General features: G+C 69.9%; 19 protein-coding genes and 1 pseudogene. 16 read left to right on the top strand and 4 right to left on the bottom strand.

Annotated features, from left to right (window positions below):
* Positions 1-11: 11 nt before the first annotated feature.
* The 6 genes from ligA (at position 12) to gatB (ending at position 8,335) form a co-directional block, all read left to right on the top strand.
* Positions 12-2,195, top strand: coding sequence for an NAD-dependent DNA ligase LigA (ligA, locus tag OG293_RS09495; RefSeq protein ID WP_405998324.1), 2,184 nt, complete (start codon positions 12-14; stop codon positions 2,193-2,195).
* Between the two features lie 315 nt (positions 2,196-2,510).
* A complete protein-coding gene (locus tag OG293_RS09490; protein WP_405998323.1) occupies positions 2,511-4,625 on the top strand; it encodes a putative bifunctional diguanylate cyclase/phosphodiesterase in 2,115 nt (704 codons plus the stop codon).
* 138 nt (positions 4,626-4,763) lie between these two features.
* On the top strand, positions 4,764-5,060 hold the full coding sequence (gene gatC, locus OG293_RS09485; RefSeq protein ID WP_405998322.1) for an Asp-tRNA(Asn)/Glu-tRNA(Gln) amidotransferase subunit GatC: 297 nt from the start codon (positions 4,764-4,766) through the stop codon (positions 5,058-5,060).
* Positions 5,061-5,065: 5 nt separating this feature from the next.
* The gene (gene gatA / locus OG293_RS09480; protein WP_405998321.1) at positions 5,066-6,571 is read left to right on the top strand and encodes an Asp-tRNA(Asn)/Glu-tRNA(Gln) amidotransferase subunit GatA; all 1,506 of its coding nucleotides are present in this window, start codon (positions 5,066-5,068) and stop codon (positions 6,569-6,571) included.
* Between the two features lie 5 nt (positions 6,572-6,576).
* Positions 6,577-6,810 (top strand): hypothetical protein, encoded by a 234-nt coding sequence (locus OG293_RS09475; RefSeq protein ID WP_073727053.1) that lies wholly within the window; start codon positions 6,577-6,579, stop codon positions 6,808-6,810.
* Positions 6,811-6,826: 16 nt separating this feature from the next.
* Complete coding sequence (gene gatB, locus OG293_RS09470) at positions 6,827-8,335, top strand: Asp-tRNA(Asn)/Glu-tRNA(Gln) amidotransferase subunit GatB (protein WP_405998320.1); 1,509 nt, start codon at positions 6,827-6,829, stop codon at positions 8,333-8,335.
* Positions 8,336-8,437: 102 nt separating this feature from the next.
* Here the strand turns inward: gatB and OG293_RS09465 are convergent, their stop codons facing one another.
* Entirely contained in the window at positions 8,438-9,337 is a 900-nt protein-coding gene (locus OG293_RS09465) for a hypothetical protein (protein WP_405998319.1), read from the bottom strand.
* A 251-nt stretch (positions 9,338-9,588) separates the two neighbouring features.
* Here OG293_RS09465 and OG293_RS09460 point away from each other — a divergent pair, with 251 nt between their 5' ends.
* The 5 genes and pseudogenes from OG293_RS09460 to OG293_RS09440 form a co-directional block, all read left to right on the top strand.
* Positions 9,589-11,685 carry a phosphocholine-specific phospholipase C gene (locus OG293_RS09460; RefSeq protein ID WP_405998318.1) on the top strand — a complete coding sequence of 699 codons (2,097 nt, stop codon included), beginning with the start codon at positions 9,589-9,591 and terminating at the stop codon, positions 11,683-11,685.
* A gap of 192 nt (positions 11,686-11,877) precedes the next feature.
* Positions 11,878-14,082, top strand: a complete 2,205-nt coding sequence (locus tag OG293_RS09455; RefSeq protein ID WP_405998317.1) for an MMPL family transporter — start codon at positions 11,878-11,880, stop codon at positions 14,080-14,082.
* An 18-nt stretch (positions 14,083-14,100) separates the two neighbouring features.
* Complete coding sequence (locus OG293_RS09450; protein ID WP_405998316.1) at positions 14,101-14,673, top strand: GNAT family N-acetyltransferase; 573 nt, start codon at positions 14,101-14,103, stop codon at positions 14,671-14,673.
* Positions 14,674-14,768: 95 nt separating this feature from the next.
* Positions 14,769-15,368: a hypothetical protein gene (locus OG293_RS09445; RefSeq protein WP_405998315.1), complete on the top strand. Its 600-nt coding sequence runs from the start codon at positions 14,769-14,771 to the stop codon at positions 15,366-15,368.
* A pseudogene (locus OG293_RS09440) lies at positions 15,369-16,021 on the top strand (hypothetical protein); the annotation flags it as partial. It abuts the gene before it with no gap.
* A 15-nt stretch (positions 16,022-16,036) separates the two neighbouring features.
* Here the strand turns inward: OG293_RS09440 and OG293_RS09435 are convergent.
* From OG293_RS09435 to OG293_RS09425, 3 genes are all read right to left on the bottom strand, one after another.
* On the bottom strand, positions 16,037-16,213 hold the full coding sequence (locus tag OG293_RS09435) for a DUF6191 domain-containing protein (RefSeq protein WP_405998314.1): 177 nt from the start codon (positions 16,211-16,213) through the stop codon (positions 16,037-16,039).
* A 14-nt stretch (positions 16,214-16,227) separates the two neighbouring features.
* Positions 16,228-17,376 (bottom strand): PQQ-dependent sugar dehydrogenase, encoded by a 1,149-nt coding sequence (locus OG293_RS09430; protein WP_405998313.1) that lies wholly within the window; start codon positions 17,374-17,376, stop codon positions 16,228-16,230.
* 113 nt (positions 17,377-17,489) lie between these two features.
* Complete coding sequence (locus tag OG293_RS09425; RefSeq protein ID WP_405998312.1) at positions 17,490-18,488, bottom strand: aldo/keto reductase; 999 nt, start codon at positions 18,486-18,488, stop codon at positions 17,490-17,492.
* Between the two features lie 88 nt (positions 18,489-18,576).
* Between OG293_RS09425 and OG293_RS09420 the strand changes: the two genes are divergently transcribed.
* From OG293_RS09420 to ilvC, 5 genes are all read left to right on the top strand, one after another.
* Positions 18,577-19,527 (top strand): 2-hydroxyacid dehydrogenase, encoded by a 951-nt coding sequence (locus OG293_RS09420; protein WP_405998311.1) that lies wholly within the window; start codon positions 18,577-18,579, stop codon positions 19,525-19,527.
* A gap of 420 nt (positions 19,528-19,947) precedes the next feature.
* Positions 19,948-22,755, top strand: a complete 2,808-nt coding sequence (locus tag OG293_RS09415) for a putative bifunctional diguanylate cyclase/phosphodiesterase (RefSeq protein ID WP_405998310.1) — start codon at positions 19,948-19,950, stop codon at positions 22,753-22,755.
* Positions 22,756-22,958: 203 nt separating this feature from the next.
* The gene (locus OG293_RS09410; protein WP_405998309.1) at positions 22,959-24,818 is read left to right on the top strand and encodes an acetolactate synthase large subunit; all 1,860 of its coding nucleotides are present in this window, start codon (positions 22,959-22,961) and stop codon (positions 24,816-24,818) included.
* 26 nt (positions 24,819-24,844) lie between these two features.
* The gene (ilvN, locus tag OG293_RS09405; RefSeq protein WP_005311534.1) at positions 24,845-25,369 is read left to right on the top strand and encodes an acetolactate synthase small subunit; all 525 of its coding nucleotides are present in this window, start codon (positions 24,845-24,847) and stop codon (positions 25,367-25,369) included.
* Between the two features lie 116 nt (positions 25,370-25,485).
* Positions 25,486-26,487, top strand: coding sequence for a ketol-acid reductoisomerase (gene ilvC, locus OG293_RS09400; protein WP_405998308.1), 1,002 nt, complete (start codon positions 25,486-25,488; stop codon positions 26,485-26,487).
* Positions 26,488-26,507 lie beyond the last annotated feature (20 nt).

Here is a 26,507-nt window from a genome sequence, read left to right as displayed (position 1 = left end):
AGGACGAGACGGTGGCTGGCGAACAGCAGACGGGACTGCCCGCACAGGCACGGGAGCAGCACGCGCAACTCGCCGAGCAGGTCGAGGAGCACCGCTTCCGGTATTACGTGAAGGACACCCCGGTCATCAGCGACGGCGAGTTCGACACACTTCTGCGCGCGCTTGAGGCGCTGGAGGAGCAGTACCCCGAGCTGCGCACCCCCGACTCGCCGACCCAGAAGGTCGCCGGTCAGTACGAGACGGAGCTGGCCAAGGTCGAGCACCGCGAGCGGATGCTCTCCCTGGACAACGCCTTCGACGACGCGGAGCTCGCCGCCTGGGCCGAGCGCATCGCCCGTGATGTCGGCTCCTCGGAGTACCACTTCCTGTGCGAGCTCAAGGTGGACGGCCTCGCCGTGAACCTGACGTACGAGAAGGGGCGGCTGACCCGCGCGGCGACCCGCGGGGACGGTCGCGTCGGTGAGGACATCACACCGAACGTCCGCACCATCGCTGACATCCCCGACCGGCTGCGGGGCGACCGCGTCCCCGACCTCGTCGAGATCCGCGGCGAGGTCTACTTCCCGATGGACAAGTTCCAGGAGCTCAACGCCCGCCGGGTGGAGGCGGGGGACCAGCCGTACGCCAACCCGCGCAACTCCGCGTCGGGCTCGTTGCGCCAGAAGGACCCCAAGGTCACCGCGACCCTCCCGCTGCACATGGTGGTCCACGGCATCGGCGCCCGCTCGGGCTTCGACATCGACTGTCTCTCCCATGCGTACGACCTGCTGCGCGAATGGGGTCTGCCCACCGCCCGGCACAACAAGGTCGTGGACTCGCTGGAGGGCGTGCGCGAGTTCATCGCGCACTTCGGCGAGAACCGCCACTCCATGGAGCACGAGATCGACGGCGTGGTCGTCAAACTCGACGAGATCCCGCTCCAGGGCCGGCTCGGCTCCACCTCGCGTGCGCCGCGCTGGGCGATCGCCTGGAAGTACGCGCCGGAGGAGGTCAACACCAAGCTGGTCAACATTCGGGTGGGAGTCGGCCGCACCGGGCGGGTCACGCCGTACGCCCAGGTGGAACCGGTCACGGTCGCCGGCTCCGAGGTCGAGTTCGCCACCCTGCACAACCAGGACGTGGTCAAGGCCAAGGGCGTGCTCATCGGCGACACGGTCGTGCTGCGCAAGGCGGGCGATGTCATCCCGGAGATCCTCGGCCCGGTCGCGGACCTGCGGGACGGCAGCGAGCGGGAGTTCGTGATGCCCACGGAGTGCCCCGAGTGCGGCACGGCGCTGCGCCCCATGAAGGAGGGCGACATCGATCTGCGCTGCCCGAACGCCCGCTCCTGCCCGGCCCAGTTGCGCGAACGGCTCTTCTATCTCGCCGGACGCAAGTCGCTGGACATCGAGAACTTCGGCTATGTGGCCGCCGCCGCGCTCACCAAGCCGCTGGAGCCGTCCACCCCGCCACTGGCCGACGAGGGCGATCTCTTCGATCTCACCATCGAGCGGCTCCTGCCCATCAAGGCCTACGTCCTCGACCAGGACAGCGGACTGCCCAAGCGTGACCCGAAAACCGGCGAGGAGAAAGTCGTCACGGTCTTCGCCAACCAGCTCGGCGAGCCCAGGAAGAACGCCCTGGCGATGCTGGAGAACATCGCGGCGGCCAGACAGCGCCCGCTCGCCCGCATCATTACCGGCCTTTCCATCCGCCACGTCGGCCCGGTGGCGGCCGAGGCACTGGCCCGGGAGTTCCGGTCGATCGACCGGATCGAGCAGGCCACCGAGAAGGAGCTGGCTGCGGTCGACGGCGTGGCCGACATCATCGCGGCCTCGCTCAAGCAGTGGTTCGAGGAGGACTGGCACCGCGAGATCCTGCGCAAGTGGCGGGAGGCGGGCGTCCGCATGGAGGAAGAGGACGCGGGCGAGGACGAAGGGCCCCGGCCGCTGGAGGGACTGACGGTGGTCGTCACCGGCACTCTGGAGAATTACACCAGGGATGGCGCAAAAGAAGCCCTCCAGAGCCTCGGAGCGAAAGTGGCCGGTTCTGTTTCGAAGAAAACGGCCTTCGTGGTGGTGGGGGACAACCCTGGTTCCAAGTACGACAAGGCAATGCAGTTGAAGGTGCCTGTTCTGGACGAGGCGGGCTTCGTCATCCTCCTTGAACAGGGGCCGGACGCGGCCCGTGAGGCCGCTGTGCCTGCAGAGGCGTGACGGAGGGGGCGTGCGCGGGGCTTGGGAGGGGCTCGTCCGGGGGCCCAGAGGGGGCGCACGGGGCCGGAATCAGACGTCGTTTCCGGCGTCGGAACGACCGGTACAGGTCACCCGTTCAGCGCATACCAGATGGATAAGGGTGGCCTGGTCGCATTCGGGCAAGAGCTGTAGAGCGCTGCCCGTCCGAGCCTCCTGCGGCCTACTGTTGAGATGTGCGCCTGTCGTGCACGGCTGCGTGGTGGGATTTCAGTCGTGGTGGCATGACAACGGAGCCATCGCGAGGCATCGGCACCGCCGGCTGTGAGAGGGACGGGAATGAAACCGACCGAGAGCGCCGCCCCGGTCTCACGGCCGCGTGGAGCAGCGGCCCTTGCAGGCATGGCACCGGGCCTGCCCGCCGCCGCCGTCGCATGCGCCGGAGCCCTGCTCGTCATCGGCATCGTCAGCACCGCGCGCGAGGGCAACGCGCTCTTCCCCGGCTCCACCGTGGGCTGGTCGCTCGCCCTCCTCACCGGGCTCATCGTCGGCCATCTGGTCGCCCTCGGCCGCGACCGCTGGTGGGGCGGCACCGGCTCCGGAGCGGCCCTCACCCTCGCCGTGCTGCTGCTCTTCGGCTGGGTCCCCGCCGGGCTGGTCAGCCTCGCCGTCGTCGCCCTCGTCGGCGCCGCCCGCCGCCACCGCTGGCGCCAGGGCCTGCTGCACGGAGCGGTGGACATCCTCGGGATAGGCGCCGCCGCGCTCGTCCTCGCCGTGTTCGGGGTGGAGCCGAGCGTCGAGACACCCTGGGAACCACTCGACTGGGGGATCGAGGCCGTCCCCGAAGTGGTCCTGGCGGCCACCGCCTATCTCGCGGTCACCCGGCTGCTGTTGTGGTACGTGCTGGCCCCGCAGGGCGGTGGTCTGCCCACCGCCGCCCGTACGGCCCTGCTGAGACAGGGCCTTGTCGCCGTCGCCCTGCTCGGCATCGCCCCGCTGATCTGCGTGGTCGCCGTGGCCCTGCCCCTGATGCTGCCGCTGTTCGCCGTACCCCTGATCGCCCTCGACTCCACGCTGTGGATAGCCAGGGCGAGAGCGGAGGAGCAACTGCGCGACCCGCTGACCGGACTGCCGAACCGTCAGTGGCTCCTCGAACGGACCTGGTCCGCCCTGGAGGACGCCGAGGCCAGTGGGGCCCGTTCCGCTCTCGTACTGATCGACCTCGACCGGTTCCGCTCCGTCAACGACACCCTCGGTCACCTCGCGGGCGACCGGCTGCTGCTCCAGATAGCCGACCGGCTGAAGCTGGCGCTGCCGCGCGGCGCCGAGGCCGCCAGGCTCGGCGGCGACGAATTCGCCGTACTGCTCCCGACCGCGGACTCCACCACCAGCGCCCAGCGCGTCGCCCGCCATCTGGTCGCCGAGCTGTCCTCGCCCCTCGATCTGGACGGGCTCACCCTCGTCCTGGAGGCGAGCGCGGGCGTGGCCGTCTTCCCCGAGCACGCACAGGACGCCGAGGGACTGCTGCGCCGCGCGGACGTCGCGATGTACCAGGCGAAGCGGGACCGCACCGGCGTCGAGGTGTACGAGTACAAGCGGGACAGCAACACCCCCGACCGGCTCGGCCTGCTCGGCGATCTGCGCAGGGCGCTCGACGCCGGGGACGTGGAGCTCCACTACCAGCCGAAGGTCCAGTTCGACGGCCATGTCGCCGGCCTTGAGGCGCTGGTGCGCTGGGTCCACCCGGACCGCGGCCGAGTCCCGCCGGACGAGTTCATCGCCATCGCCGAGTCATCGGGCCTGATGCCCCATCTGACGGAGTACGTCCTCGACACGGCCCTGGCCCAGGTCGCCAAGTGGCGCGCCCAGGGGCTGTACGTCCCGGTGGCCGTCAATGTCTCGCCCCGCGACGTCCACACCCCCGGATTCGCCGGATCCGTAGCCGCGCGTCTGGCCCGGCACGGCGTCCCGGCGGGCTCCCTCCAGCTGGAGATAACCGAGCACGTCCTCCTGGAGGACCCGCAGCGTGCCGCCGACACCCTGGCCGGGCTGACCGACCACGGCGTGAAGATGTCGCTGGACGACTTCGGCACCGGCTACTCCTCTCTCGTCCATCTGCGCAAGCTCCCGGTGAGCGAGCTCAAGATCGACCGTTCGTTCGTCGCCCGGCTCGCCATCGACGACGAGGACGCCGCGATCGTCCGCTGCACCGTCGACCTGGCGCACTCCCTGGGGCTGCTGGTCGTCGCCGAGGGCGTCGAGGACGACGAGACCTGGGAGCGGCTGCGCGATCTGGGCTGCGACGCCGTCCAGGGCTGGCTTGTCGCGGCCGCGATGCCCCCGCAGGAGACCACCGCCTGGCTGCGGGCGCGGGGCGAGCGCGGCTGGCACCGCCCCGCCGAGCTGCCCGCCGCATCGGACGCCGACGAGTCCTCGAGCCAGGTCGTCCCCTGACCTTTCCCTCGCCATCCGGTGCTGCGCAGCAGGTGAGAGGGCCCGCGGGGGTCCGGCCGCCCAACCGTTTCGTGGGCAGCGCCCCCCGCCCCATAGGATTGGGCTCAAAACCACACACTCACCCCTGAGGATCGCTGCATGCCTGGCATTACGCGCGAGGAGGTCGCCCACCTCGCCCGGCTGGCGCGTCTGGAGCTCAAGGACGAAGAGCTCGTTCACTTCGCCGGACAGCTCGACGACATCATCGGCGCGGTCGCCCGCGTCTCCGAGGTCGCCGACCAAGACGTACCCCCGACCTCCCACCCGCTGCCGCTGACCAATGTCATGCGTGCGGACGAGGTCCGTCCGTCGCTCACCCCCGAGCAGGCGCTCTCGGGCGCCCCGGCCCAGGAGCAGCAGCGTTTCAAGGTGCCGCAGATCCTGGGGGAGGACTAATCACCATGACGGACACCAACGTCAACATCATCAAGCTGACGGCCGCCGAGATCGCCGCGAAGATCGCTTCCGGCGAGCTCACCGCGGTCGAGGTCACCGAGGCCCATCTGGCCCGTATCGAGGCCGTCGACGAGAAGGTGCACGCCTTCCTCCACGTCGACCGTGAGGGTGCCCTTGCGCAGGCCCGCGCCGTCGACGCCAAGCGTGAGGCGGGCGAGAAGCTCGGCCCGCTGGCCGGCGTCCCGCTCGCACTCAAGGACATCTTCACCACCGAGGGCATCCCGACCACGGTCGGTTCCAAGATCCTCGAAGGCTGGATCCCGCCGTACGACGCCACGCTGACCAAGAAGCTCAAGGCGGCGGACGTCGTCATCCTCGGCAAGACCAACATGGACGAGTTCGCCATGGGGTCCTCGACCGAGAACAGCGCCTACGGCCCGACCGGCAACCCCTGGGACCTCACGCGCATCCCCGGTGGCTCCGGAGGCGGCTCCTCGGCCGCCCTCGCCTCCTACGAGGCACCGCTCGCCATCGGCACGGACACCGGCGGATCCATCCGCCAGCCCGCCGCCGTCACCGGGACGGTCGGCGTCAAGCCCACCTACGGCGGTGTCTCGCGGTTCGGCATGGTCGCCTTCTCGTCCTCCCTCGACCAGGGCGGCCCCTGCGCCCGCACGGTCCTGGACGCGGCCCTGCTGCACGAGGTCATCGCCGGTCACGACCCGCTCGACTCGACGTCCATCGACGCCCCCGTCCCGCCCGTCGTCGAGGCCGCCCGCAACGGCAGCGTCGAGGGCATGCGCGTCGGCGTGGTCAAGCAGTTCCGCGGGGAGCACTACCAGGCCGGTGTGATGGAGCGCTTCGACGAGGCCGTCGAAGTGCTGCGCGGCCTCGGCGCGACCGTCGTCGAGCTGGACTGTCCGTCCTTCGACCTGGGCCTGTCGGCGTACTACCTGATCGCGCCGTCCGAGTGCTCCTCGAACCTCGCCCGCTTCGACGCCATGCGCTACGGCCTGCGGGTCGGCGACGACGGTACGAAGTCCGCCGAGGACGTCACCGCGCTGACCCGTGAGGCGGGCTTCGGCGACGAGGTCAAGCGACGCATCATGCTCGGCACGTACGCGCTCAGCTCCGGCTACTACGATGCGTACTACGGCTCGGCGCAGAAGGTCCGTACGCTGATCACCCGGGACTTCGAGAAGGCGTTCGAGCAGGTCGACGTGATCGTCTCGCCGACGACGCCGACCACCGCCTTCCCCATCGGCGAGCGAGCCGACGACCCGATGGCGATGTACCTCGCCGACCTGTGCACCATCCCGACCAACCTGGCCGGCAACGCCGCGATGTCGCTGCCCTGCGGCCTTGCGCCGGAGGACGGACTGCCGGTCGGACTGCAGATCATCGCCCCCGCCATGAAGGACGACCGGCTGTACAAGGTCGGCGCCGCCGTCGAGGCCGCTTTCGTGGAAAAGTGGGGCCACCCGCTGCTTGAGGAGGCTCCGTCGCTGTGAGTGCCATGGCCAAGAAAGCCAAGAACTTCAAGAAGTCCAAGACTGGGCTGTACGTGTCGCTCGGCAGCACGGCGTTCGGCGCGATCAGTGTCGCCAAGCAGGCGAAGCTGGCCCGCAACGACAACGACGTTCTGCGACTGATCGACGCCGCCGTGTCCGCCGCCGCCATCGTCACCGGCCTCGCGATCCTCTATCGCGAGCTGAAGCGCCTCGGCGACGACGACGTCCTGCTGGGCTGAGAGGGAAAGTTTCATCGTGACCGTCACTGAACTGGTGTCGTACGAGGACGCCCTCGCGTCCTACGACCCCGTCATGGGCCTTGAGGTCCACGTCGAGCTCGGCACCAAGACCAAGATGTTCTGCGGCTGCTCGACCGAGCTGGGCGCCGAGCCCAACTCGCAGACCTGCCCGACCTGTCTCGGCCTGCCCGGCTCGCTCCCGGTCGTCAACGCGATCGGCGTCGAGTCGGCCATCAAGATCGGCCTCGCGCTCAACTGCGAGATCGCCGAGTGGTGCCGCTTCGCCCGGAAGAACTACTTCTATCCGGACATGCCGAAGAACTTCCAGACCTCGCAGTACGACGAGCCGATCGCCTTCAACGGCTATCTGGACGTCCAGCTGGAGGACGGCGAGGTCTTCCGCGTACAGATCGAGCGCGCCCACATGGAGGAGGACACCGGCAAGTCGACCCACGTCGGCGGTGCCACCGGCCGTATTCACGGCGCGTCCCACTCCCTGCTGGACTACAACCGCGCCGGCATTCCGCTGATCGAGATCGTCACCAAGCCGATCGAGGGTGCGGGCGAGCGTGCGCCGGAGGTCGCCAAGGCGTACGTCGCCGAGCTGCGCGAGCTCATCAAGGCGCTCGGCGTCTCCGAGGCCCGCATGGAGATGGGCCAGATGCGCTGCGACGTGAACCTGTCGCTGCGTCTAAACGGCACCGAGAAGTTCGGCACGCGCTCCGAGACGAAGAACGTCAACTCGCTGCGCTCGGTGGAGCGTGCGGCCCGCTACGAGATCCAGCGGCACGCCGCGGTCCTCAACGGCGGCGGCACGATCGTCCAGGAGACCCGTCACTTCCACGAGGAGGACGGCTCCACCACGTCCGGCCGAGTCAAGGAAGAGGCCGAGGACTACCGGTACTTCCCCGAGCCCGACCTGGTGCCCGTCGCGCCTGCCCGCGCGTGGGTCGAGGAGCTGCGCTCCACACTTCCCGAGCTTCCCCGGGTGCGCCGCAACCGGCTGCGTGAGGACTGGGGCGTCTCCGAGCACGACATGCAGTCGATCCTCAACGCGGGCGCGGTGGACCTGATCGTCGCCACCATCGACGCGGGCGCCGACGCGGCCTCCGCGCGCAAGTGGTGGATGGGCGAGCTGGCCCGCCGCTCCAACGAGGACGGCGTCGAGCTGTCCTCGCTGCCGATCACCCCGGAGCAGGTCGCCCGGGTGACCGCGCTGGTCGCGGCCGGTGACCTGAACGACAAGCTGGCCCGCCAGGTCATCGAAGGCGTGCTCGCCGGCGAGGGCGGCCCGGACGAGGTCGTCGAGAAGCGCGGCCTCAAGGTCGTCTCGGACGAGGGGGCGCTCGGCGCGGCCGTCGACGAGGCGATCGCCGGGAACGCGGCGATCGCGGACAAGATCCGCGGCGGCAAGGTCGCGGCGGTCGGCGCGCTGGTGGGCGCGGTCATGAAGACCACCCGCGGTCAGGCGGACGCGGCGCGAGTGAAGGAACTGATCCTCGAGAAGCTGGGCGTCGAGGGCTGACGCGCGGGATTCGCAGGACCTGAGGACGGCCCGCACCGGGACGGTGCGGGCCGTCCCTCGTGATGCGCCGTCCTTCGTGGTGCGCCGGGCCGCCCGGCTCTCTCAGTGGCGTATGCCCAGGCCCGGCAGCCACAAGTCGCCGCGGTCCTTGCAGCTGACGTCCCTCGCGCGCAGTTCCTCCGGCTCCTTGGTGCCGCGGGCATGCAGCTCCGCCAGTGCCAGCCGGGCCACCGCCGACACCTCGGGGCGCTCGGGCTCCGGGAAGTCCGTCTGCCACCAGCCGCGGTCGCGGGACTGCCAGCCGCGGAAGTGCATCAGCCGCGCCCGCTCGGGGCTGTCCTCGCCATCCCGGTCGTCGACCGAGACATGCAGCCCGTCCTCCAAGGCGTAGGAAATGAGCAGCTGTCGGCCGCGGTCGGCCGCGCTGGTCACGCTGAAGCTCGCCCAGTCGTCGCCGACCTGCACCGAGAGCTGCTCGACCCAGGCCGTCAGCAGCAGCTCCAGCGCGTTCTCGAAGTGTTCGAGCGAGGAGGCCATCCGGGCGCCGGGCCGCTCGACCGGACGCTCACCGGGGCCACTGCGGTCCAGCTGCCAGGCGTAGGGCAGGAAATCGAAGTCGTGCGGCTCGTCGGCCGACCAGGCGCCGCCCCACTCGAAGGTCCGCAGCTCCTCGCTCTCCAGGGCGTGCGTGTCGTGGACGGAGAGCTGCGCGTGGTGGCGGTTGCCCGCGAGCAGCACGGTCCGCCTGCCGTCCCGCCAGCGGACGTTGGGGCCCTCCGCCGATCCGCCGTACAGCGTCGGCTCGCCGATACGGGCCACTATCGCGGCGTAGACCACCCGGAATGCCTCCCGCCGGTCACGCAGCGAGACCCCCGGTTCGTACGAGAGGACCGGGACGGGGGGTCGGCCGAAGTACGCGTCGGGGGTGTCATGGAGCGTCAGGGCGAACTCGGCGGCGTCGGCCGGCCAGAGGATCGGCTGGTTGGTCCCCGTGTTTTCCATGTCACCCATCGTGCCAGCCGCTACCGACAACGCCTGCCGCACGCAGGGGGATTTACGTCTTCGGAACAACCCGGGTACGACACGGGGCAGGGGCGGGGCGCCTCGGCGAGCGCCGGGCCGGGGATCGTGCGTGCCTGGGCTCTCCGCACGGACTCATGGACGTTCACCGCCGCGCCGTCCACGGGACTTTCTCAAGTCACTCTGCCTCACTACGGTCCCGGCGGGGGAAGCACTCGTATCGGGAGGATCACTTGACCACGGACATGTCACGGCGGCGGCTCTTCGCGCTCGGCGGAGGCGCACTCGGCGCGGCGGCGGCCGGCTCGCTGCTGCCTCCGTCCCTGCAGGTCGCGATGGCCGCCGAGCCCCCGTCCGGCGGACTGCGCTCGATCAGGCACGTCGTGATCCTCATGCAGGAGAACCGTTCCTTCGATCACTACTTCGGGACGCTGCGCGGTGTACGCGGCTTCGGTGACCGCAACGCCGTCGAACTTCCCTCCGGGAAGCCCGTCTTCGAGCAGCCCGGCCCGCTCGGCACCACCGTGCTGCCCTTCCCGGTGCGCGGCGCGGCCGAGACGCAGAAGCAGGACCTCCAGTACATCAACGCTCTCGACCACTCCTGGAGCGGCGGATCGAAGGCCTGGGCCGGCGGCTGGATGGACAACTGGATTTCCGCCAAGTCGGCCGCCACGATGGCGTACTACGACCGCCAGGACCTTCCGCTGCACTACGAGCTCGCGGACACCTTCACCATCTGCGACGCCTACCACTCCTCGATCCACACGTCGACCAGCCCCAACCGCAACCACTTGTGGAGCGGGAAGACCGGCTTCGAGGCCGGCGGGAAGCGGGCCGTCAGCAACGACGCCTACGACGAGGGCACCCACCCCGGCTACGACTGGGGCACCTACGCCGAACGGCTCGACAAGGCGGGGCGGAGCTGGAAGACGTACACCGAGTGGGAGAACTTCACCGACAACCAGATCGAGTTCTTCACCACGTTCAAGGCCATCGCCCGCAAGGCGCTCGCCAGGACCGGCGGCCACACCTTCATGGAGTCGTTCTACGCGGCCGTCCGTGACACCCAGGACGCCGCGGAGCGGGAACGTCTGCTGGGCCTTCTGGAGGCGGGGGTCGCCACCCTCACCAGGAAGGAGCGGCGGCTCTTCGAGCGCGGCCTGCGCCGGGTGCCCACCGGCACGCTGGCCGAGGAGTTCGCCAAGGACGTGGCCGCGGGTACCCTGCCCGAGGTGTCCTACCTGGTGCCCTCCGCGGTTGACTCCGAGCACCCGAGCGTCTCCTCGCCGATCCACAGCGCCACCATCGTCTACAAGATCCTTGACGCGCTCGGCTCCCACCCCGACGTCTGGCGGCACACCGTCGTCCTGATCAACTACGACGAGAACGACGGCTTCTTCGACCACGTCCCGCCGCCGGTGGCGCCGCCCGAGGTCACCGAGGAGCACTGGGACGGCAAGCCCACCGGGCTCGGCATCCGGGTCCCGATGCTGGTCGTCTCACCCTGGTCCGTCGGCGGCTACGTATGCTCCGAGGTCTTCGACCACACCTCCGTCATCCGGCTCCTGGAGCGGTGGACCGGCATCGAGGAGCCCAACATCAGCCCATGGCGGCGCGCCGTCACCGGCGATCTGACCTCCGCCTTCGACTTCCGGCGCGGCAGGCCGCAGCCCGATGTCGACCAGCCGGGGGCGATCCCGCCGTTCACCGGCCGCTGGCGGCCCGTGCCACCGACCGTGCAGCACATGCCTCTCCAGGAGGAGGGGACGCGTCCCGCGCGGCCACTGCCGTACCAGCCCGACGCGTACGGCAGTGTCACCGGCGACACCTTCAGGGTCCGGCTCAGCAACACCGGATGCTCCAGCGCGCACTTCGCGCTCTATCCGTACGCCGCCGAGTTCCCCGTTCCGCAGCACAAGGATGTAAGGGGCAGGGCCCATTGGTCCGTGCCCCTTACCGGCGACACCTACCGCTTCACGATCACCGGGCCGAACGGCTTCCGCCGCGAGTTCGCCGGCAATAAGCACGGCAGCGCCGAGGTCTCCTCGTCGATCGACCACCACGACCGCGATCTCCATCTCACGCTGTGCAACGAGGGAACGAAGCCGGTTACCTTCACCGTCCGCCCGCTGGCCTATGTCGACGAGGCCGACCTCGACGACTGGACCCGCGTCGTCACGGTCAAGCCGGGCCGCAGCCGCTCGGTCGTCCACTCGGCGGCCGACGCGCACGGCTGGTACGACATCGAGGTGACCGCGAACAGTGAGCCGACCTTCAGCCGCCGTTTGATGGGTCACATAGAGAACGGGCGGGCAAGCGTCTCCGGCTGATCGGGGAAGGTCGTCCGTGCAGATGGGCGAAGGTCCGGGAGCCTGATCCCGGACCTTCGCCACCGCTGTGAGGAAGCCCACGAAACGGACAAAGAATCACGTACTGCTGCCAGAGTGTCCCTTTGTAGGTCATGAGTTCTTTGCGGGCTGTTCCCGGTCAAAGATCCACGAACCACCCAGGGAGCGGATCCGTTGGCAGCAATCGCCCGGTGGTGCATCACGCACCGACTCGTAGCCGTCGTTCTCTGGCTCCTCGCTTTCGGCGGCATCACGGCCGGGGCTGCCGTCGCGGGCAGCGCGTACTCCAACGACTACGAAGTCCCGGGCACCGAATCCGGCCGGGCGACCGCCCTGCTGGACGAGGGCTTCCACGGCCGGTCCGGCGACAACGACACCATCGTCTGGCACACCGGTACCGGCAGCGTCCGAGCCCCCGCCGTGGAGCAGCGCATGACCGAGGCGCTCGACAAGGTGGCCCGGCTCGACGGGGTCGCCGCCGTCACCAGCGCGTACGGCAACGAGGGCGGCGGCCGGATCAGCCGCGACGGACACACCGCCTTCGCCGTGGTCACCTTCGACCAGCAGGCCGACGACATCCCCGTGGCGCAGGCCAAGGCCGTCGTCGAGACCGCGCAGGCCGCGGAGACGGACGGGCTCCGGGTCGAGCTCGGTGGCAGCGCCATAGCCCTGACCGAATCGTCGAGCGCGCATATGGCGGAGATCGTCGGCGTGGCCGTCGCCGCCGTCGTCCTCTTCCTCGCCTTCGGCTCCCTCGCCGCCAGTCTGCTCCCCATCGCCACCGCGCTCGTCGCCGTCGGCACCGCCTACGCGGGCATCGTGCTCCTCGGACATGTGATGACCGTCGCCGACTTCGCGCCGATGCTCGGCATGCTGATCGGACTCGGCGTCGGCATCGACTACGCACTGTTCATCGTGACCAGACACCGCAAGGGGCTACGGCGCGGACTGCCGGTGGCCGAAGCGGCCAGGGACGCCGTCGCCACCACCGGCCGGGCCGTCGTCTTCGCCGGCGCCACGGTCTGCATCGCTCTGCTCGGCATGCTCATGCTGCGCCTCGGCTTCCTCAACGGTGTGGCCATCGCGGCCTGTCTGACCGTCGTCCTCACCGTGGCGGCGTCGGTGACGCTGCTGCCCGCGCTGCTGTCCTGCATCGGTATGAAGGCACTCAGCAGACGCGAACGCCGCAGGCTCCGCGAGCACGGCCCGCAGCCCGAACGCCCCACCGGTTTCGCCGCCCGCTGGTCCGCGTTCGTCGAGCGGAAACCGAAGCTGCTCGGGGCGGTCGCCGCCGTGGTCATGCTCGTACTGGCCCTGCCCACGTTCTCGCTCCACCTCGGCACCTCCGACCAGGGCAACGGAACGTCCTCCTCGACCACCCGCCAGGCCTATGACCTGCTCGCCGAGGGCTTCGGACCCGGCGTCAACGGCCCGCTCACCCTCGTCGCCCATCTCGACGGCGCGGACGACCGGCTCGCGATCGACAAGCTGCCGGACACCCTGCGTGGAGTCGACGGCGTCGAGTCCGTCGGGCCCGTCGCGTACAACGGCAGCGGCGACACGGCGGTGCTCACCGTCCTACCGGACTCGGCCCCCCAGTCGAAGGCGACCAGCGAGCTCGTCGACCGGCTGCGCGACGACGTCCTGCCCGCCGCGTCGGACGGCACATCGCTTCAGGCACACGTCGGGGGTGTGACGGCGAGCTACGACGACTTCGCCGAGATCATCGTCGGCAAGCTGCCGCTCTTCGTCGGCGTCGTGATCGCGCTCGGCTGTCTGCTCCTGCTGCTGGCCTTCCGCTCGGTCGGCATCCCGCTCAAGGCCGCCGTGATGAACGTGGCCGCCGTCGCCTCGTCCTTCGGCATCGTTGTCGCGATCTTCCAGTGGGGCTGGGGCAGTGAGCTGCTCGGTCTCGGCCGGGCAGGACCGATCGAGCCGTTCCTGCCGGTCATCATGGTCTCGGTGCTCTTCGGGCTCTCCATGGACTACCAGGTCTTCCTGGTCAGCCGGATGTACGAGGAGTGGCTGGAGACCGGCGACAACCGCCGGGCGGTACGGGTCGGACTCGCCGAGACCGGCCGTGTGATCAACTCCGCGGCCGTGATCATGATTTCGGTCTTCCTCGCGTTCGTGCTCAGCGGCGAGCGGGTCATCGCCATGTTCGGTATCGCCCTGGCGGCTGCGGTGGCGCTGGACGCTTTCGTGCTGCGCACGCTGCTGGTGCCCGCGCTCATGCACCTGCTCGGTGGCGCGAACTGGTGGCTGCCGCGCTGGCTCGAGCGGCGTCTGCCCCGCATCAGCATCGAACCCCCCGAATGCGGTGTGCATGCGAAGATCCCCGGGCAGCGCACGAGCGACGACGGACAGCTCGTGCCGTAACCGGGCCGGAGGACGAGGATGTTCGCGACAGTGCTGGGCGACGACGGCGCGGAACTTCGCCCCCTGGAGCCATGGCGGGCCGAGGAGTTCTTCGCCCACATAGACCGCGGACGCGAGTACATCGGCGCGTACGTCGGACTCGCCGCGGCGGCCTCGGATCTCGAATCGGCGCGCGGCTTCCTTCAGTCGTACGCCGAGAAGCAGGCCGCGGACAGCGGGCGCCTCTACGGGATCTGGCTGGACGGGACGCTCGTCGGCGGCGTGCTCTTCCGGATATTCGACACGGCCATGGAGTACTGCGAGGTCGGCTGCTGGCTGGAGCCGGCGGGCGTGGGGCGCGGTCTGGTCTCACGGGCCATCACGGTGCTGATCGACTGGGCGGTCGAGGAACGGGGGATACACCGGGTGGAGTGGTCCGCCTCGTCGGCGAACACGGCCAGTCTCAAGGTGGCCGAGCGGCTGGGGATGACGCGCGAGGGCGTCCTGAGGGAGTCCTATCCGTACCGGGGGGTGCGGCACGACATGGAGATGTGGTCGGTGCTGGCTCCCGAGTGGCGGGCACTGCGGTCGGCGAAGACCTCTCGTCGCTGACGGGAGCATCGTGCCGTCGACGGAGGCATCCGGTGGTCGACGGGGGCACACGGTCGTTAAGAGGACTCTCAGACGCGCCCCCTAGCGTGCGGCGCATGAACCCCACCGAGACCGAAGAGACCACCGGCGCGACCGAGTCGACCGAGCTGACGGAGAAGGACACCAAGGCTGCCGCCGGGTCGGCCGAGCGCGGCGCAGGCACGACCGACGCGGCAGCCGCAGCGGACGCTGCCGAGGCGGACGGCGCCGGGAGCAACGACGCCGAGGACGCGGACGCCCGGGACACCGACGGCGCCGAGGCGGGCCCGCGCGCCACCGGCCTCGGATCCGCCGCCGCGGGCGTCGTCGCCGCCGGACTCGGGGTCGTGGCGCTCAGCGGCACCTGGGCCGGAAGGGTCGCCGCCGAGCGCCAGACCCTGATCGGCCAGATCAAGACCGCGCAGGGCGGCACCCCCGCCCAGCAGATCGCCGCCGTCTACGGCAACGCCTGGCACACCACCGCCCTGGTCAACGGCGTCTTCGCCCTCCTCGCCCTGATCGTCGGCGTCACCGTCCTCGCCCTGCCGCAGAAGGCCGGCTGGGTCCGTGCCTTCGCCGTGGCAGGAGTCGTCCTCGGTGTCCTGGGGGTGATCGTCTCCGCGGGCATGTACTTCGACCTGTTCCTGGGCATGCCCACCGCGGGCTCCGGCTCCTAGCCGCAGAGCTCTGTGCCGCTGCACCTGGTCGCGTTGAGCATCGCTGCCGCGGAGGGCAGGGTGCCGGACGCCCGGGCGGAGTTCGAACGGGCTGCGACGCCGGGGTTCCCTCCCGGTACACAGCGGTACGCCTGGCCGCTGTTGCTTGCCTCGGCCACGCTGAGGCCGACACCCGTGGTCTGCCCGCGGCGGAGCCCGGCCGGGCCGAGGCGCTGGAACGGATCCGTGAGGCGGCCAGGACCCTGGTCACCGCGGTGCCGGTGTGGAAGGCCCACGAGCGCTGGGTCCGCGCCGAGCTGCGGCGCGCCCACGGTGAGGACACGGCGGCCGACTGGGCGGAGGCGGTCACGGCCTTCGAGGGGCTGGACCGGCCGTACGACCTGGCGAGGGTCCGCCACCGCCTTGCGGAGGCACTGCTCCAGTCGGACCGCGCGGGGGCCGCGGAGCTGCTGCGCCGGGCCGCGGCGACGGCCCATGGGCTGTGTGCGCGCCCCCTGTCCGAAGACATCGCCCTGCTGGCGCGGCGAGCCCGTATCTCCCTGACGGATGCCCCCGTTCCGTCGCCCGCACCCGAACCGACGGGACCGGCGCTCGGCCTGACCCGCCGCGAGGAGGACATCCTTCGCCTGGTCGCGACGGGCCGCACCAACCGCACCCCGCCGCCGACCTCACGCCGCGTCGTCGTCCTCCGGCGGTCGGATCGTGACCTTGCCCGAAGCCAGGTCTATCGGGCCGTGGGCCGGGTCGTTGTCGCCGATGTCGACTCTCGTCAGGGCCAAGCGGTTGCGTTCCTCGTCGGTGTGCTTGCGGCCCGGCGCGAAGATCTCCTCGAAGGCACTGAACACAAGCCGTACACCCCCTACTTCACCTCCAACTGGAGGATCTTGTCGTCCCCCGGTTCGGGTGAGCCCCGCGTGTCCGTCTCGCTCGTCACGAGCCAGAGCTTGGGGCCGCCCGCCGAGAGCACCGTGCGCAGTCGGCCGTACTCACCCTTGAGGAACGCCTGGGGCTCCGCGGAAGGTTCCGTGCCCGCCAACGGGATCCGCCAGAGCCGCTCGCCCTTCAGAGAGGCCATCCAGATCGAACCCTCGGCGTACGCGATACCGCTCGGTGACGCGTCCGCCGTCTTCCACTGGGCCACCGGGTCGACGAAGCCCGCCTTGCCCGCCTTGCCTTCCGCCTCGGGCCAGCCGTAATTCTTCCCCGGCTCGATCAGATTGAGCTCGTCCCAGGTGTTCTGGCCGAATTCGGCTGCCCACAGGCGCTTGTCCGCGTCCCATGCGAGCCCCTGCACATTGCGGTGGCCCCATGAGTACACGACGGAGTCGGCGTCCGGATTGCCGTGCACCGGTTGCCCGTCCCCAGTCATCCGCAGGATCTTGCCGCCCAGCGACTTCCTGTCCTGCGCGAGCCCCGTGTCACCCGTCTCGCCCGTGCCCGCGTACAGCATCTTGTCGGGGCCGAAGGCGATCCGGCCGCCGTTGTGAACGACGCCCTTCGGGATGCCCCGCAGCACCGTGTCCGGAGCCCCCAATTGCTGATCGGCCGGTTTCTGCTCGTCGTACAGCATGCGGGCGATGCGGTTGTCCGACTCGGTGGTGAAGTACGCGTACACCTGGTGGTCCGAGGCGAACGACGGCGAGACGGCCAGGCCGAGCAGTCCGCCTTCGCCCGCCGGGGCCACCCCGGGCACCGAGCCGATCAGGGTCTTCTTGCCGGTCTCCACGTCGACCCGGGTGATCGTCCCCTCGTCGCGCGAGGCCACCAGCAGATCACCGTCGGGCAGGGCGGCGACGCCCCACGGCGACTTCAGGTCCTTGGTCAGTGTGGAGACGACCTTCACGGAGCCCTTCGCGGGCGGGCCCGTCGGACTCGGCGAGCTGCCCGTGCCCGAGGCGGAAGCCCCGGGCGTGGCCGATGTCGCGCCCTTCAGGCCACCCGGCGGGTCGTCGCCGGACGAGCACCCGGCCACGAGCACAAGCACGGCAGCGGCCAACACGGCCGTCACAGCAGGACGTTGCACGGTTCGGATCCCTTCGACGGCTGTATGAGCTGCCTGACTACTGTTCTTACACCCCAGCCGCCCCGGAGGTTCCCGATCACCGGAACTCCGCGGTGCGCTCAGTCCCAGGATCCCCTCGCCCTCGGAAGTCCCGCCAGCTCAGCCAGATCCCGCCCGGTCAGTCGCAGTCCCGCCGCGCCGGCGTTCTCCACGGCCCACTCGTCGCGTTTGGCCCCCGGCACCGCCACCACGTCGCGGCCCTGGGCCAGCACCCAGGCGAGCGCCACCTGCGCCGGTGTCGTCTTCGGACCGTGCCGTCCGGCGACCCGCCTCAGCCCCGCCACGACGGGCTGGTTCGCCGCCATCATCTCCGCCGTGAACCGCGGATGCCGGGCCCGTACGTCGTCCGGCTCGAATCCCTGACCCGGTGTCAGGGTCCCGGTCAGGAAGCCGTTCCCCAGCGGCATCGCCGCCACAAACCCCACACCTCGCGCCTCGCACCAGGGCAGCAGTCGCTCCAGCGCCTCCGGCGACCACACCGACAGCTCGGCCTCGACCGCGCTCACCGGGAACACCTGCTGCACCCGCTCCAACTGACGGATCGTTCCCTCGTACAGATGCGCGCCCGAGCGGCGCCCAGCGCGCGCCCCCACCGCGCACATCCCCAGCGCCCGCACCTTTCCCGCCCGCACCAGCTCCGCCATCGCGCCCCAGGTCTCCTCCACGGGGACCTCAGGATCGGCCCGGTGCAGCTGATAGAGGTCGATCACCTCGGTGCGCAGCCGCCGCAGTGACGCGTCGCAGGCCCGCTTCACATATCCCGGCCGCCCATTGGCGACCACATGCTGGTCGCCGACGAGCAGCCCGACCTTGGTCGATACGAACGCGTCCCGCCGCCGCTCCTCGAGCACCCGGCCGATCAGCAGCTCATTGGTGAACGGCCCGTACATGTCGGCCGTGTCCAGAAGACTGCAACCGGCGTCGAGCGCGGCGTGCACCGTACGCAGCGAGCGGTCCCCACGCTGCTGGGAGCCGGTGTACGCCCAGCTCATCGGCATACAGCCGAGCCCGATCGCGCCCACTTCGAGCACCGACGCACCGATTGTCCTGGGTTCCAACTGCCCGAACCCCTCCTCTGGTCGTCTCCGCAGGCCGCTGACCAAACTAGCCAATGCCTCCGGACGCCCTTCGCATAGCCTCCTGACCATGACTGCAGACGTTTGGCTCCCCATTCCGGCCGAGGAGATCGACGGGCTTCCCGAGCCCTCGGAATCCGGCCTCACGTATCGGTTCTGGGACGGCGGCCCGGACCTTCCCGCCGACCCCGCCGACTGCGTCTTCTACGCCGTGCCCTACATGAAGGGCACGGAGGTCGCGGTCCGCCCGCTCGCCGCCATGTCGTCCGTCCGAGTCGTTCAGACCCTCTCCGCGGGGATCGACCATGTGACCCCGGGAATCGGTTCACTGCACCCCGGCGTACGCCTCTGCAACGCCAAGGGCGTCCACGAGGCCTCGACCGCCGAGCTCACCCTCGCCCTGATCCTCGCCTCCCTGCGCGGTTTCCCCGGTTTCGTGCGCGGTCAGGACAAGGAGGAATGGCGTGCGGGCTTCTATCCCGCGCTCGCCGACAAGTCGGTCCTCATCGTGGGATACGGATCGATCGGGGCCGCTATCGAGGACCGGCTCGCGCCGTTTGAGTGCGCGCGGGTGGCGCGCGTCGCGCGCTCCGCCCGCACTACGGAGCGCGGAGAAGTGCGCGCACTCGCCGATCTGCCCACCCTGCTGCCAGAAGCGGACATTGTGGTTCTTTCCGCCCCTCTTACGGAGCGGACGAAGGGCCTTGCGAACGCCGCCTTCCTGGGCCGGATGAAGGACGGCGCCCTGCTGGTGAACGTGGCGCGGGGTCCCGTCGTCGACACCAAGGCGCTGCTCGCCGAGGTGGAAAGCGGCCGTATCACCGCCGCCCTCGATGTGACCGACCCCGAGCCGCTGCCCGCCGGGCACCCCCTGTGGCACGCCCCGGGCGTGCTCATCAGCCCCCATGTGGGGGGCTCCACCTCGGCGTTCATGCCGCGCGCCAAGCGGCTGCTCGCCGGACAACTCACCCGATTCGCCGCGGGCGAGCCGGTGCGCAACGTGGTGCTCACGACCGAATAGTCCGCCCGGCTCGCGTCATTCGGGCACGCTGTGAAGTCACCCGGATGCGCCGCGTGCCGACCATGGCGTCGATGGTCACGCAGAGTAGAGGGGGTATGTCCCTGAGTGACCGTTCTGGTGTATCGTCCCGACCGGGGGCTGCACCGGGCAGGGGTGGTGCTGCTACGCGACCTGACTGCCGATCAGACTTCGAGGGGGGCGACGGGCGATGCACGGCCAATGGACGAACCATCCGACGCGGCAGGATCGCCGACGGCGACCCTCACGGACTCCGGGACAAAGACACCGTCCGGCTGGGCTCCCACCGGCACCCGCGGACGCGGTGCCATCCCCACCGGCACCGGTCGATGCGGCGCCGTTTCCACCGGCACCGGTCGAGCCGGCGGCGAGCCCTCCTGCGACACGCGCCGGAGCAGTCCGGTGAGCGCCCCGGGGGCGCTCATGGCCCGGCAGACGGTCCCCGGCGGCACGGGACCGCTCCCCCAACTCCTCCTCGCCGCCGTCTGCGCCGCCTACGGCCTGGGCGCGGCCCTCGGCTGGGGCTCACCGGAAGTTGCCATGGTCATGGGTGACTTCGGGCTGAGCGCCGCCGCCCTGATCGCCGCCGTCTCCTGCTTCCTCTACGCCCGGGCGAAGCAGAGCCGCTTTCGGCCCGCATGGCTGCTGTTCTCCCTCTCCTCCGCGATGGCCGCCGCGGGGAACGCGGTCTGGGGGTGGTACGAAGTGGTGCTGGACCGTGAGGTCCCGAGCCCCTCGATCGCCGACCTGTTCTTCCTCTGCTTCGCGCCGCCGGCCATCGTCGGCCTGCTCGTCCTCGCCAAACGCCCGGTCACCAAGGCCGGCTGGGTCTGCCTCGTGCTGGACGCCTGGCTGATCGGCGGCTCGCTGCTCACCCTCTCCTGGAGCCTCGCGCTGGCCCACACCGCGCATGTACAGGGCGAGAGCGTGGCCCCCGCCGCGCTCTCCCTCGCCTATCCGCTGCTCGACATCGTGCTGGTCAGCATGGTCCTGGCGCTGCACTTCCGGCGCTCGGCCACCAACCGGTCGGCCGTGAACACCGCCATCGCCGCACTCGCCCTGACCGTCCTGTGCGACGCGCTGTTCACCTCACCCCTGCTGCGCGAGAACTACCGCTCGGGCCAGCTCCTCGACGCCGGCTGGTTCGCCGGCTCCCTGCTGCTCGCGTACGCCCCCTGGGGCGCGCGCCGTACGGTCGAGACCGCCCGGCCCCCACGCGGACCGCGCCACCCCAGCCGCCCGGTCGCCGGCTCGCTCGCCGCGCTCACGCCGTATCTGGCGGCGGCCGTGTGCACGCTGGGGATCCTCTACAACGTCATCGAGGGCCGCCGCGTGGACCGGGTCGTCGTCCTCACCGGCTGCACCGTCGTGCTCGCCCTGGTCGTCCGGCAGGGCATCATGCTCGTCGACAACATCGCCCTCACCCATGAGCTGGCGCAGAAGGAGAACCACTTCCGCTCGCTGGTGCAGGGCTCCAGCGACGTCATCATGATCGCCGCGCCCAGCGGGATACTGCGGTACGTCAGCCCCGCCGCCGCCGGAGTCTACGGCCGGGAGGCCGAGGAGCTCGTCGGCTCCGAGCTGGCGTCCCTGATCCACTCCGAGGATCTCGGCCGCGTGGTCCACGAGGTGCGCCGTTTTCTGGCGGCTCCTCCGGCGGAGGAGCCCACGACCAGGATCGAGTGCCGCTTCAGGTCGGGCACCGGTGAGTGGCTCAATGTGGAGTCCACGGTCAACCGCCACCAGGGCGGCCTGATCTTCAACAGCCGCGATGTCACCGAGCGGGTCCGCCTCCAGGCACAGCTCCAGCACAACGCCGAGCACGACCCGCTCACCGATCTGCCCAACCGCGCCCTGTTCACCGAACGGGTCAGGCGGGCCCTCACCGGCCGCCGCGCGGGCGACTCGGGCACCGCGGTGCTCTTCATCGACCTGGACGGCTTCAAGGGGGTCAACGACCGCCTCGGCCATCAGGCGGGCGACGAACTCCTCATCCAGGCGGCCCGCCGCCTCCAGGACTCGGTGCGGACCGGGGACACCGCCGCACGCCTCGGTGGCGACGAGTTCGCGGCGCTCATCGTCGGCGACGGCTCCCGTGACCGCAGCGCCCGTGAGTACCAGGTCCAGGAGATCGCCGACCGGCTGCGCCTGACCCTCTCCCAGCCGTACCGCATCGACGGCAGCGAAGTGCGGGTGGCCGCCTCCATCGGGGTGGCCTTCGCCGAGCCCGGGATCACCCCCACCGATCTGATGCGCAACGCCGATCTCGCCATGTACCGCGCCAAGGCCGCGGGCAAGGACCGCGTCGAGCTGTACGCGCCCCAGATGCAGGCCGAGGTGGTGCGCCGCACCGAGCTGGCCGCACGGCTGCGCAGCGCCCTGCACCAGGGCGAGTTCGCGCTGCTCCATCAGCCCGTGGTCAGCCTCACCACCGGCCGTATCGCCGCCGTGGCCGCCCAGGCCCGCTGGCGGTCCGCGCAGGGCATCCTGTTCACCCCGGCCGAATTCCTGCGGGTCGCCGAGGACGGTGACCGCACCGCAGAGCTGGGCCGCTGGCTCCTCGAAGAGGCCGTCGAGCAGGCCGCCGAGCGCAGCAGGCTGGGTCATCGCGTGCCCGTGTCCGTGCGGATCTCGGCCCGGAGGCTGCTGGACAAGTCCCTGCCTCTCGGTTCCATCGAGGCGCTGCTCACCCGGCACGGACTGGCCTCGGGCGCCCTGATCATCGAGCTGGCGGACAGCGATCCCCGGATCTCCTTCGACGATCTGGAGCAGCGGCTCGTCTCGCTGCGCAGGCTCGGAGTGCGGATCGCGCTGGACGGATTCGGCAGTGGCTACGCCGCGATCAACGCCTTGCGCAGGCTGCCCGTGGACGTCCTGAAACTGGACAGGGGACTGGTCGAGGGAGTCGTCGAGTCGGCCCGGCTGCACAAGATCACGGCGGGTCTGCTGCGTATCGCCTGTGACCTGGGGATGCAGTCCGTGGCGGACGGGGTGGACGTTCCCGAGCAGGTGCTCGCCCTGCGCGCCATGGGATGCACACATGGCCAGGGCATGGCATTCTCCGGCCCTCTGGACGAGTACCGGCTGCGCCGGTCGCTGGTCCGGGACGAGTTCCCGGTACCGGGCGGAGTGGCTCTGCCCGTGCTGACGGGTGGCGCGTTCGCGGCCCGCAACGGGTCAAATAGTGAGACGCGTGTCCCACCCACTTGACAGTGGCAGTGCGCCGGGGGGAGGGTCAGTGCCATGCGCACCCGAATTCTCGTACTTGGAAAGCGCGTCGGCTGAGCAGGGCTCTTTGAAGCACTGTGGACCCACCCCGACGCGCTCCCCTCGCTTGCCACACGGCACGAGGGGTTTTTTGTTGCACTGGAACACGCCAAACCCTCGCAAAAACCCTCAGCTTCGAGAAGAGAATGCCGATGACCGAGCAGGCCACCGGGGCCCACCATCCGCAGCCGCGGGCCCGTACCGGCGGACACCAGACCGCTGCAGTTGAGCACGTCACGGGTGCGCAGTCCCTCATCCGCTCTCTCGAGGAAGTGGGGGCCGACACGGTGTTCGGCATCCCCGGCGGCGCCATCCTCCCCGCGTACGACCCGATGATGGACTCCACCAAGGTCCGTCACGTCCTGGTCCGGCACGAGCAGGGCGCAGGCCATGCGGCCACCGGCTACGCGCAGGCCACCGGCAAGGTCGGCGTCTGCATGGCCACCTCGGGCCCCGGGGCCACCAACCTGGTCACCCCGATCGCCGACGCGCACATGGACTCCGTCCCGCTGGTCGCGATCACCGGCCAGGTGGCCTCCAAGGCGATTGGCACGGACGCCTTCCAGGAGGCGGACATCTGCGGCATCACGATGCCGATCACCAAGCACAACTTCCTGGTCACCAAGGCCGACGACATCCCGCGGACCATCGCCGAGGCGTTCCACATCGCCTCGACCGGCCGCCCGGGACCGGTCCTGGTCGACATCGCCAAGGACGCTCTCCAGGCGCAGACCACGTTCAGCTGGCCGCCGCAGCAGGATCTGCCCGGCTACCGCCCGGTGACCAAGCCGCACGCGAAGCAGATCCGCGAGGCCGCCAAGCTGATCGTCCAGGCCAGGCGTCCGGTCCTGTACGTCGGCGGAGGCGTCCTGAAGTCCGGCGCCACCACCGAGCTGAAGGTTCTCGCCGAGCTCACCGGAGCCCCCGTCACCACCACCCTGATGGCGCTGGGCGCGTTCCCCGACAGCCACCCGTTGCACGTGGGAATGCCGGGCATGCACGGTGCGGTCACCGCCGTCACCGCGCTGCAGAAGGCCGACCTGATCGTCGCCCTCGGAGCCCGTTTCGACGACCGTGTCACCGGCAAGCTGGACAGCTTCGCGCCGTACGCGAAGATCGTCCACGCCGACATCGACCCGGCCGAGATCGGCAAGAACCGTACGGCGGACGTCCCGATCGTCGGTGACGCCCGCGAGGTCATCGCCGACCTGGTCCTGGCCGTCCAGGCCGAGCACAGCGAAGGCCACACCGGTGACTACAGCGCCTGGTGGAAGGACCTCAGCCGCTGGCGCGAGACCTACCCGCTCGGCTACGACCAGCCGGACGACGGCAGCCTCTCGCCGCAGCAGGTGATCCAGCGGATCGGTCAGCTGGCGCCCGAGGGCACCATCTACGCCGCGGGCGTGGGCCAGCACCAGATGTGGGCCGCCCACTTCATCGACTACGAGAAGCCGGCGACCTGGCTGAACTCCGGCGGCGCCGGAACCATGGGGTACGCGGTCCCGGCCGCGATGGGCGCCAAGGCCGGCGTGCCGGACCGCACGGTCTGGGCGATCGACGGCGACGGCTGTTTCCAGATGACCAATCAGGAACTGACCACCTGCGCGCTCAACAACATCCCGATCAAGGTCGCGATCATCAACAACGGCGCCCTCGGGATGGTCCGCCAGTGGCAGGCCCTCTTCTACAACCAGCGCTACTCCAACACCGTGCTGCACTCGGGCCCCGACGCCACCGGCAAGGAGCCAAGCGCCGGCACCCGCGTCCCCGACTTCGTCAAGCTGTCCGAGGCGATGGGCTGCCACGCGATCCGCTGCGAGTCCCCGGACGACCTCGACAAGGTCATCGCCGAGGCCAACGCGATCAACGACCGCCCGGTCGTGGTCGACTTCATCGTCCACGAGGACGCCCAGGTCTGGCCGATGGTCGCTGCGGGCACCTCCAACGACGAGGTCATGGCGGCGCGCGGAGTGCGCCCCGACTTCGGCGACAACGAAGACGACTGAGAGCCGTAGGAAGAGGTATGACGAACATGTCCAAGCACACGCTCTCGGTCCTGGTCGAGAACACCCCCGGCATCCTCGCCCGGATCGCCGCCCTGTTCTCCCGCCGCGGTTTCAACATCGACTCCCTCGCGGTCGGTGTCACCGAGCACCCCGACATCTCCCGCATCACGATCGTGGTCAACGTCGAGGACCTGCCGCTGGAGCAGGTGACCAAGCAGCTCAACAAGCTGGTCAACGTTCTGAAGATCGTCGAGCTCGAGCCCGGCGGGGCGATCCAGCGCGAACTCGTGCTGGTGAAGGTCCGCGCGGACAACGAGACCCGCTCCCAGATCGTCGAGATCGTCCAGCTGTTCCGCGCCAAGACCGTGGACGTCTCGCCCGAGGCCGTCACGATCGAGGCCACCGGTTCGAGTGACAAGCTCGAAGCCATGCTCAAGATGCTGGAGCAGTTCGGCATCAAGGAGCTCGTCCAGTCCGGAACGATCGCCATAGGACGTGGCGCCCGGTCCATCACGGACCGGTCACTGCGGGCCCTCGACCGCAGCGCCTGACCTCGCCCGCGATCGTGACGCAAGACCGCTTGCTCGCATAGCGAGACCCGACCGCTTTCTCACCCAGCCCCGCCGTACGGTGGGACGCAACACCTGCACACCAAGGAGATATCCCAGTGGCCGAGCTGTTCTACGACGACGATGCCGACCTGTCCATCATCCAGAACCGCAAGGTCGCGGTCATCGGATACGGCAGCCAGGGCCACGCCCACGCGCTGTCGCTCCGTGACTCGGGTGTCGACGTCCGGGTCGGTCTGCACGAGGGCTCCAAGTCCAAGGCCAAGGCCGAGGAGCAGGGCCTGCGTGTGGTGACTCCGGCCGAGGCCGCCGCCGAGGCCGACGTCATCATGATCCTGGTCCCGGACCCCATCCAGGCCCAGGTCTACGAGGAGTCCATCAAGGACAACCTGAAGGACGGCGACGCGCTGTTCTTCGGTCACGGCTTCAACATCCGCTACGGCTTCATCAAGCCGCCGGCCGGTGTCGACGTCGCGCTGGTCGCCCCGAAGGGCCCGGGCCACCTGGTCCGCCGCCAGTACGAGGAGGGCCGCGGCGTTCCGTGTATCGCGGCCGTCGAGCAGGACGCCACGGGCAAGGGCTTCGAGCTGGCGCTCTCGTACGCCAAGGGCATCGGCGGCACCCGTGCCGGCGTCATCAAGACGACCTTCACCGAGGAGACCGAGACCGACCTCTTCGGCGAGCAGGCCGTGCTGTGCGGCGGCGCGTCCGCGCTGGTCAAGGCGGGCTTCGAGACCCTGACCGAGGCCGGCTACCAGCCGGAGATCGCCTACTTCGAGTGCCTCCACGAGCTGAAGCTGATCGTGGACCTGATGTACGAGGGCGGCCTGGAGAAGATGCGCTGGTCGGTCTCCGAGACCGCCGAGTGGGGCGACTACATCACCGGCCCCCGCATCATCACGGACCAGACCAAGGCCGAGATGAAGCAGGTCCTCGCCGAGATCCAGGACGGCACGTTCGCCAAGAACTGGATGGACGAGTACCACGGCGGTCTGAAGAAGTACAACGAGTACAAGAAGCAGGACGAGAACCACCTGCTGGAGACCACCGGCAAGGAGCTGCGCAAGCTCATGAGCTGGGTCGACAACGACGAGGCGTAACCACCGTCGGCAGGGGGGCC

It is taken from the genome of Streptomyces sp. NBC_00829 (assembly GCF_045161795.1).
GTDB lineage: Bacteria > Actinomycetota > Actinomycetes > Streptomycetales > Streptomycetaceae > Streptomyces.
The sequence above is the reverse complement of the archived record's forward strand: the minus strand, read 5'-3'. Positions and strand labels throughout refer to the sequence as shown.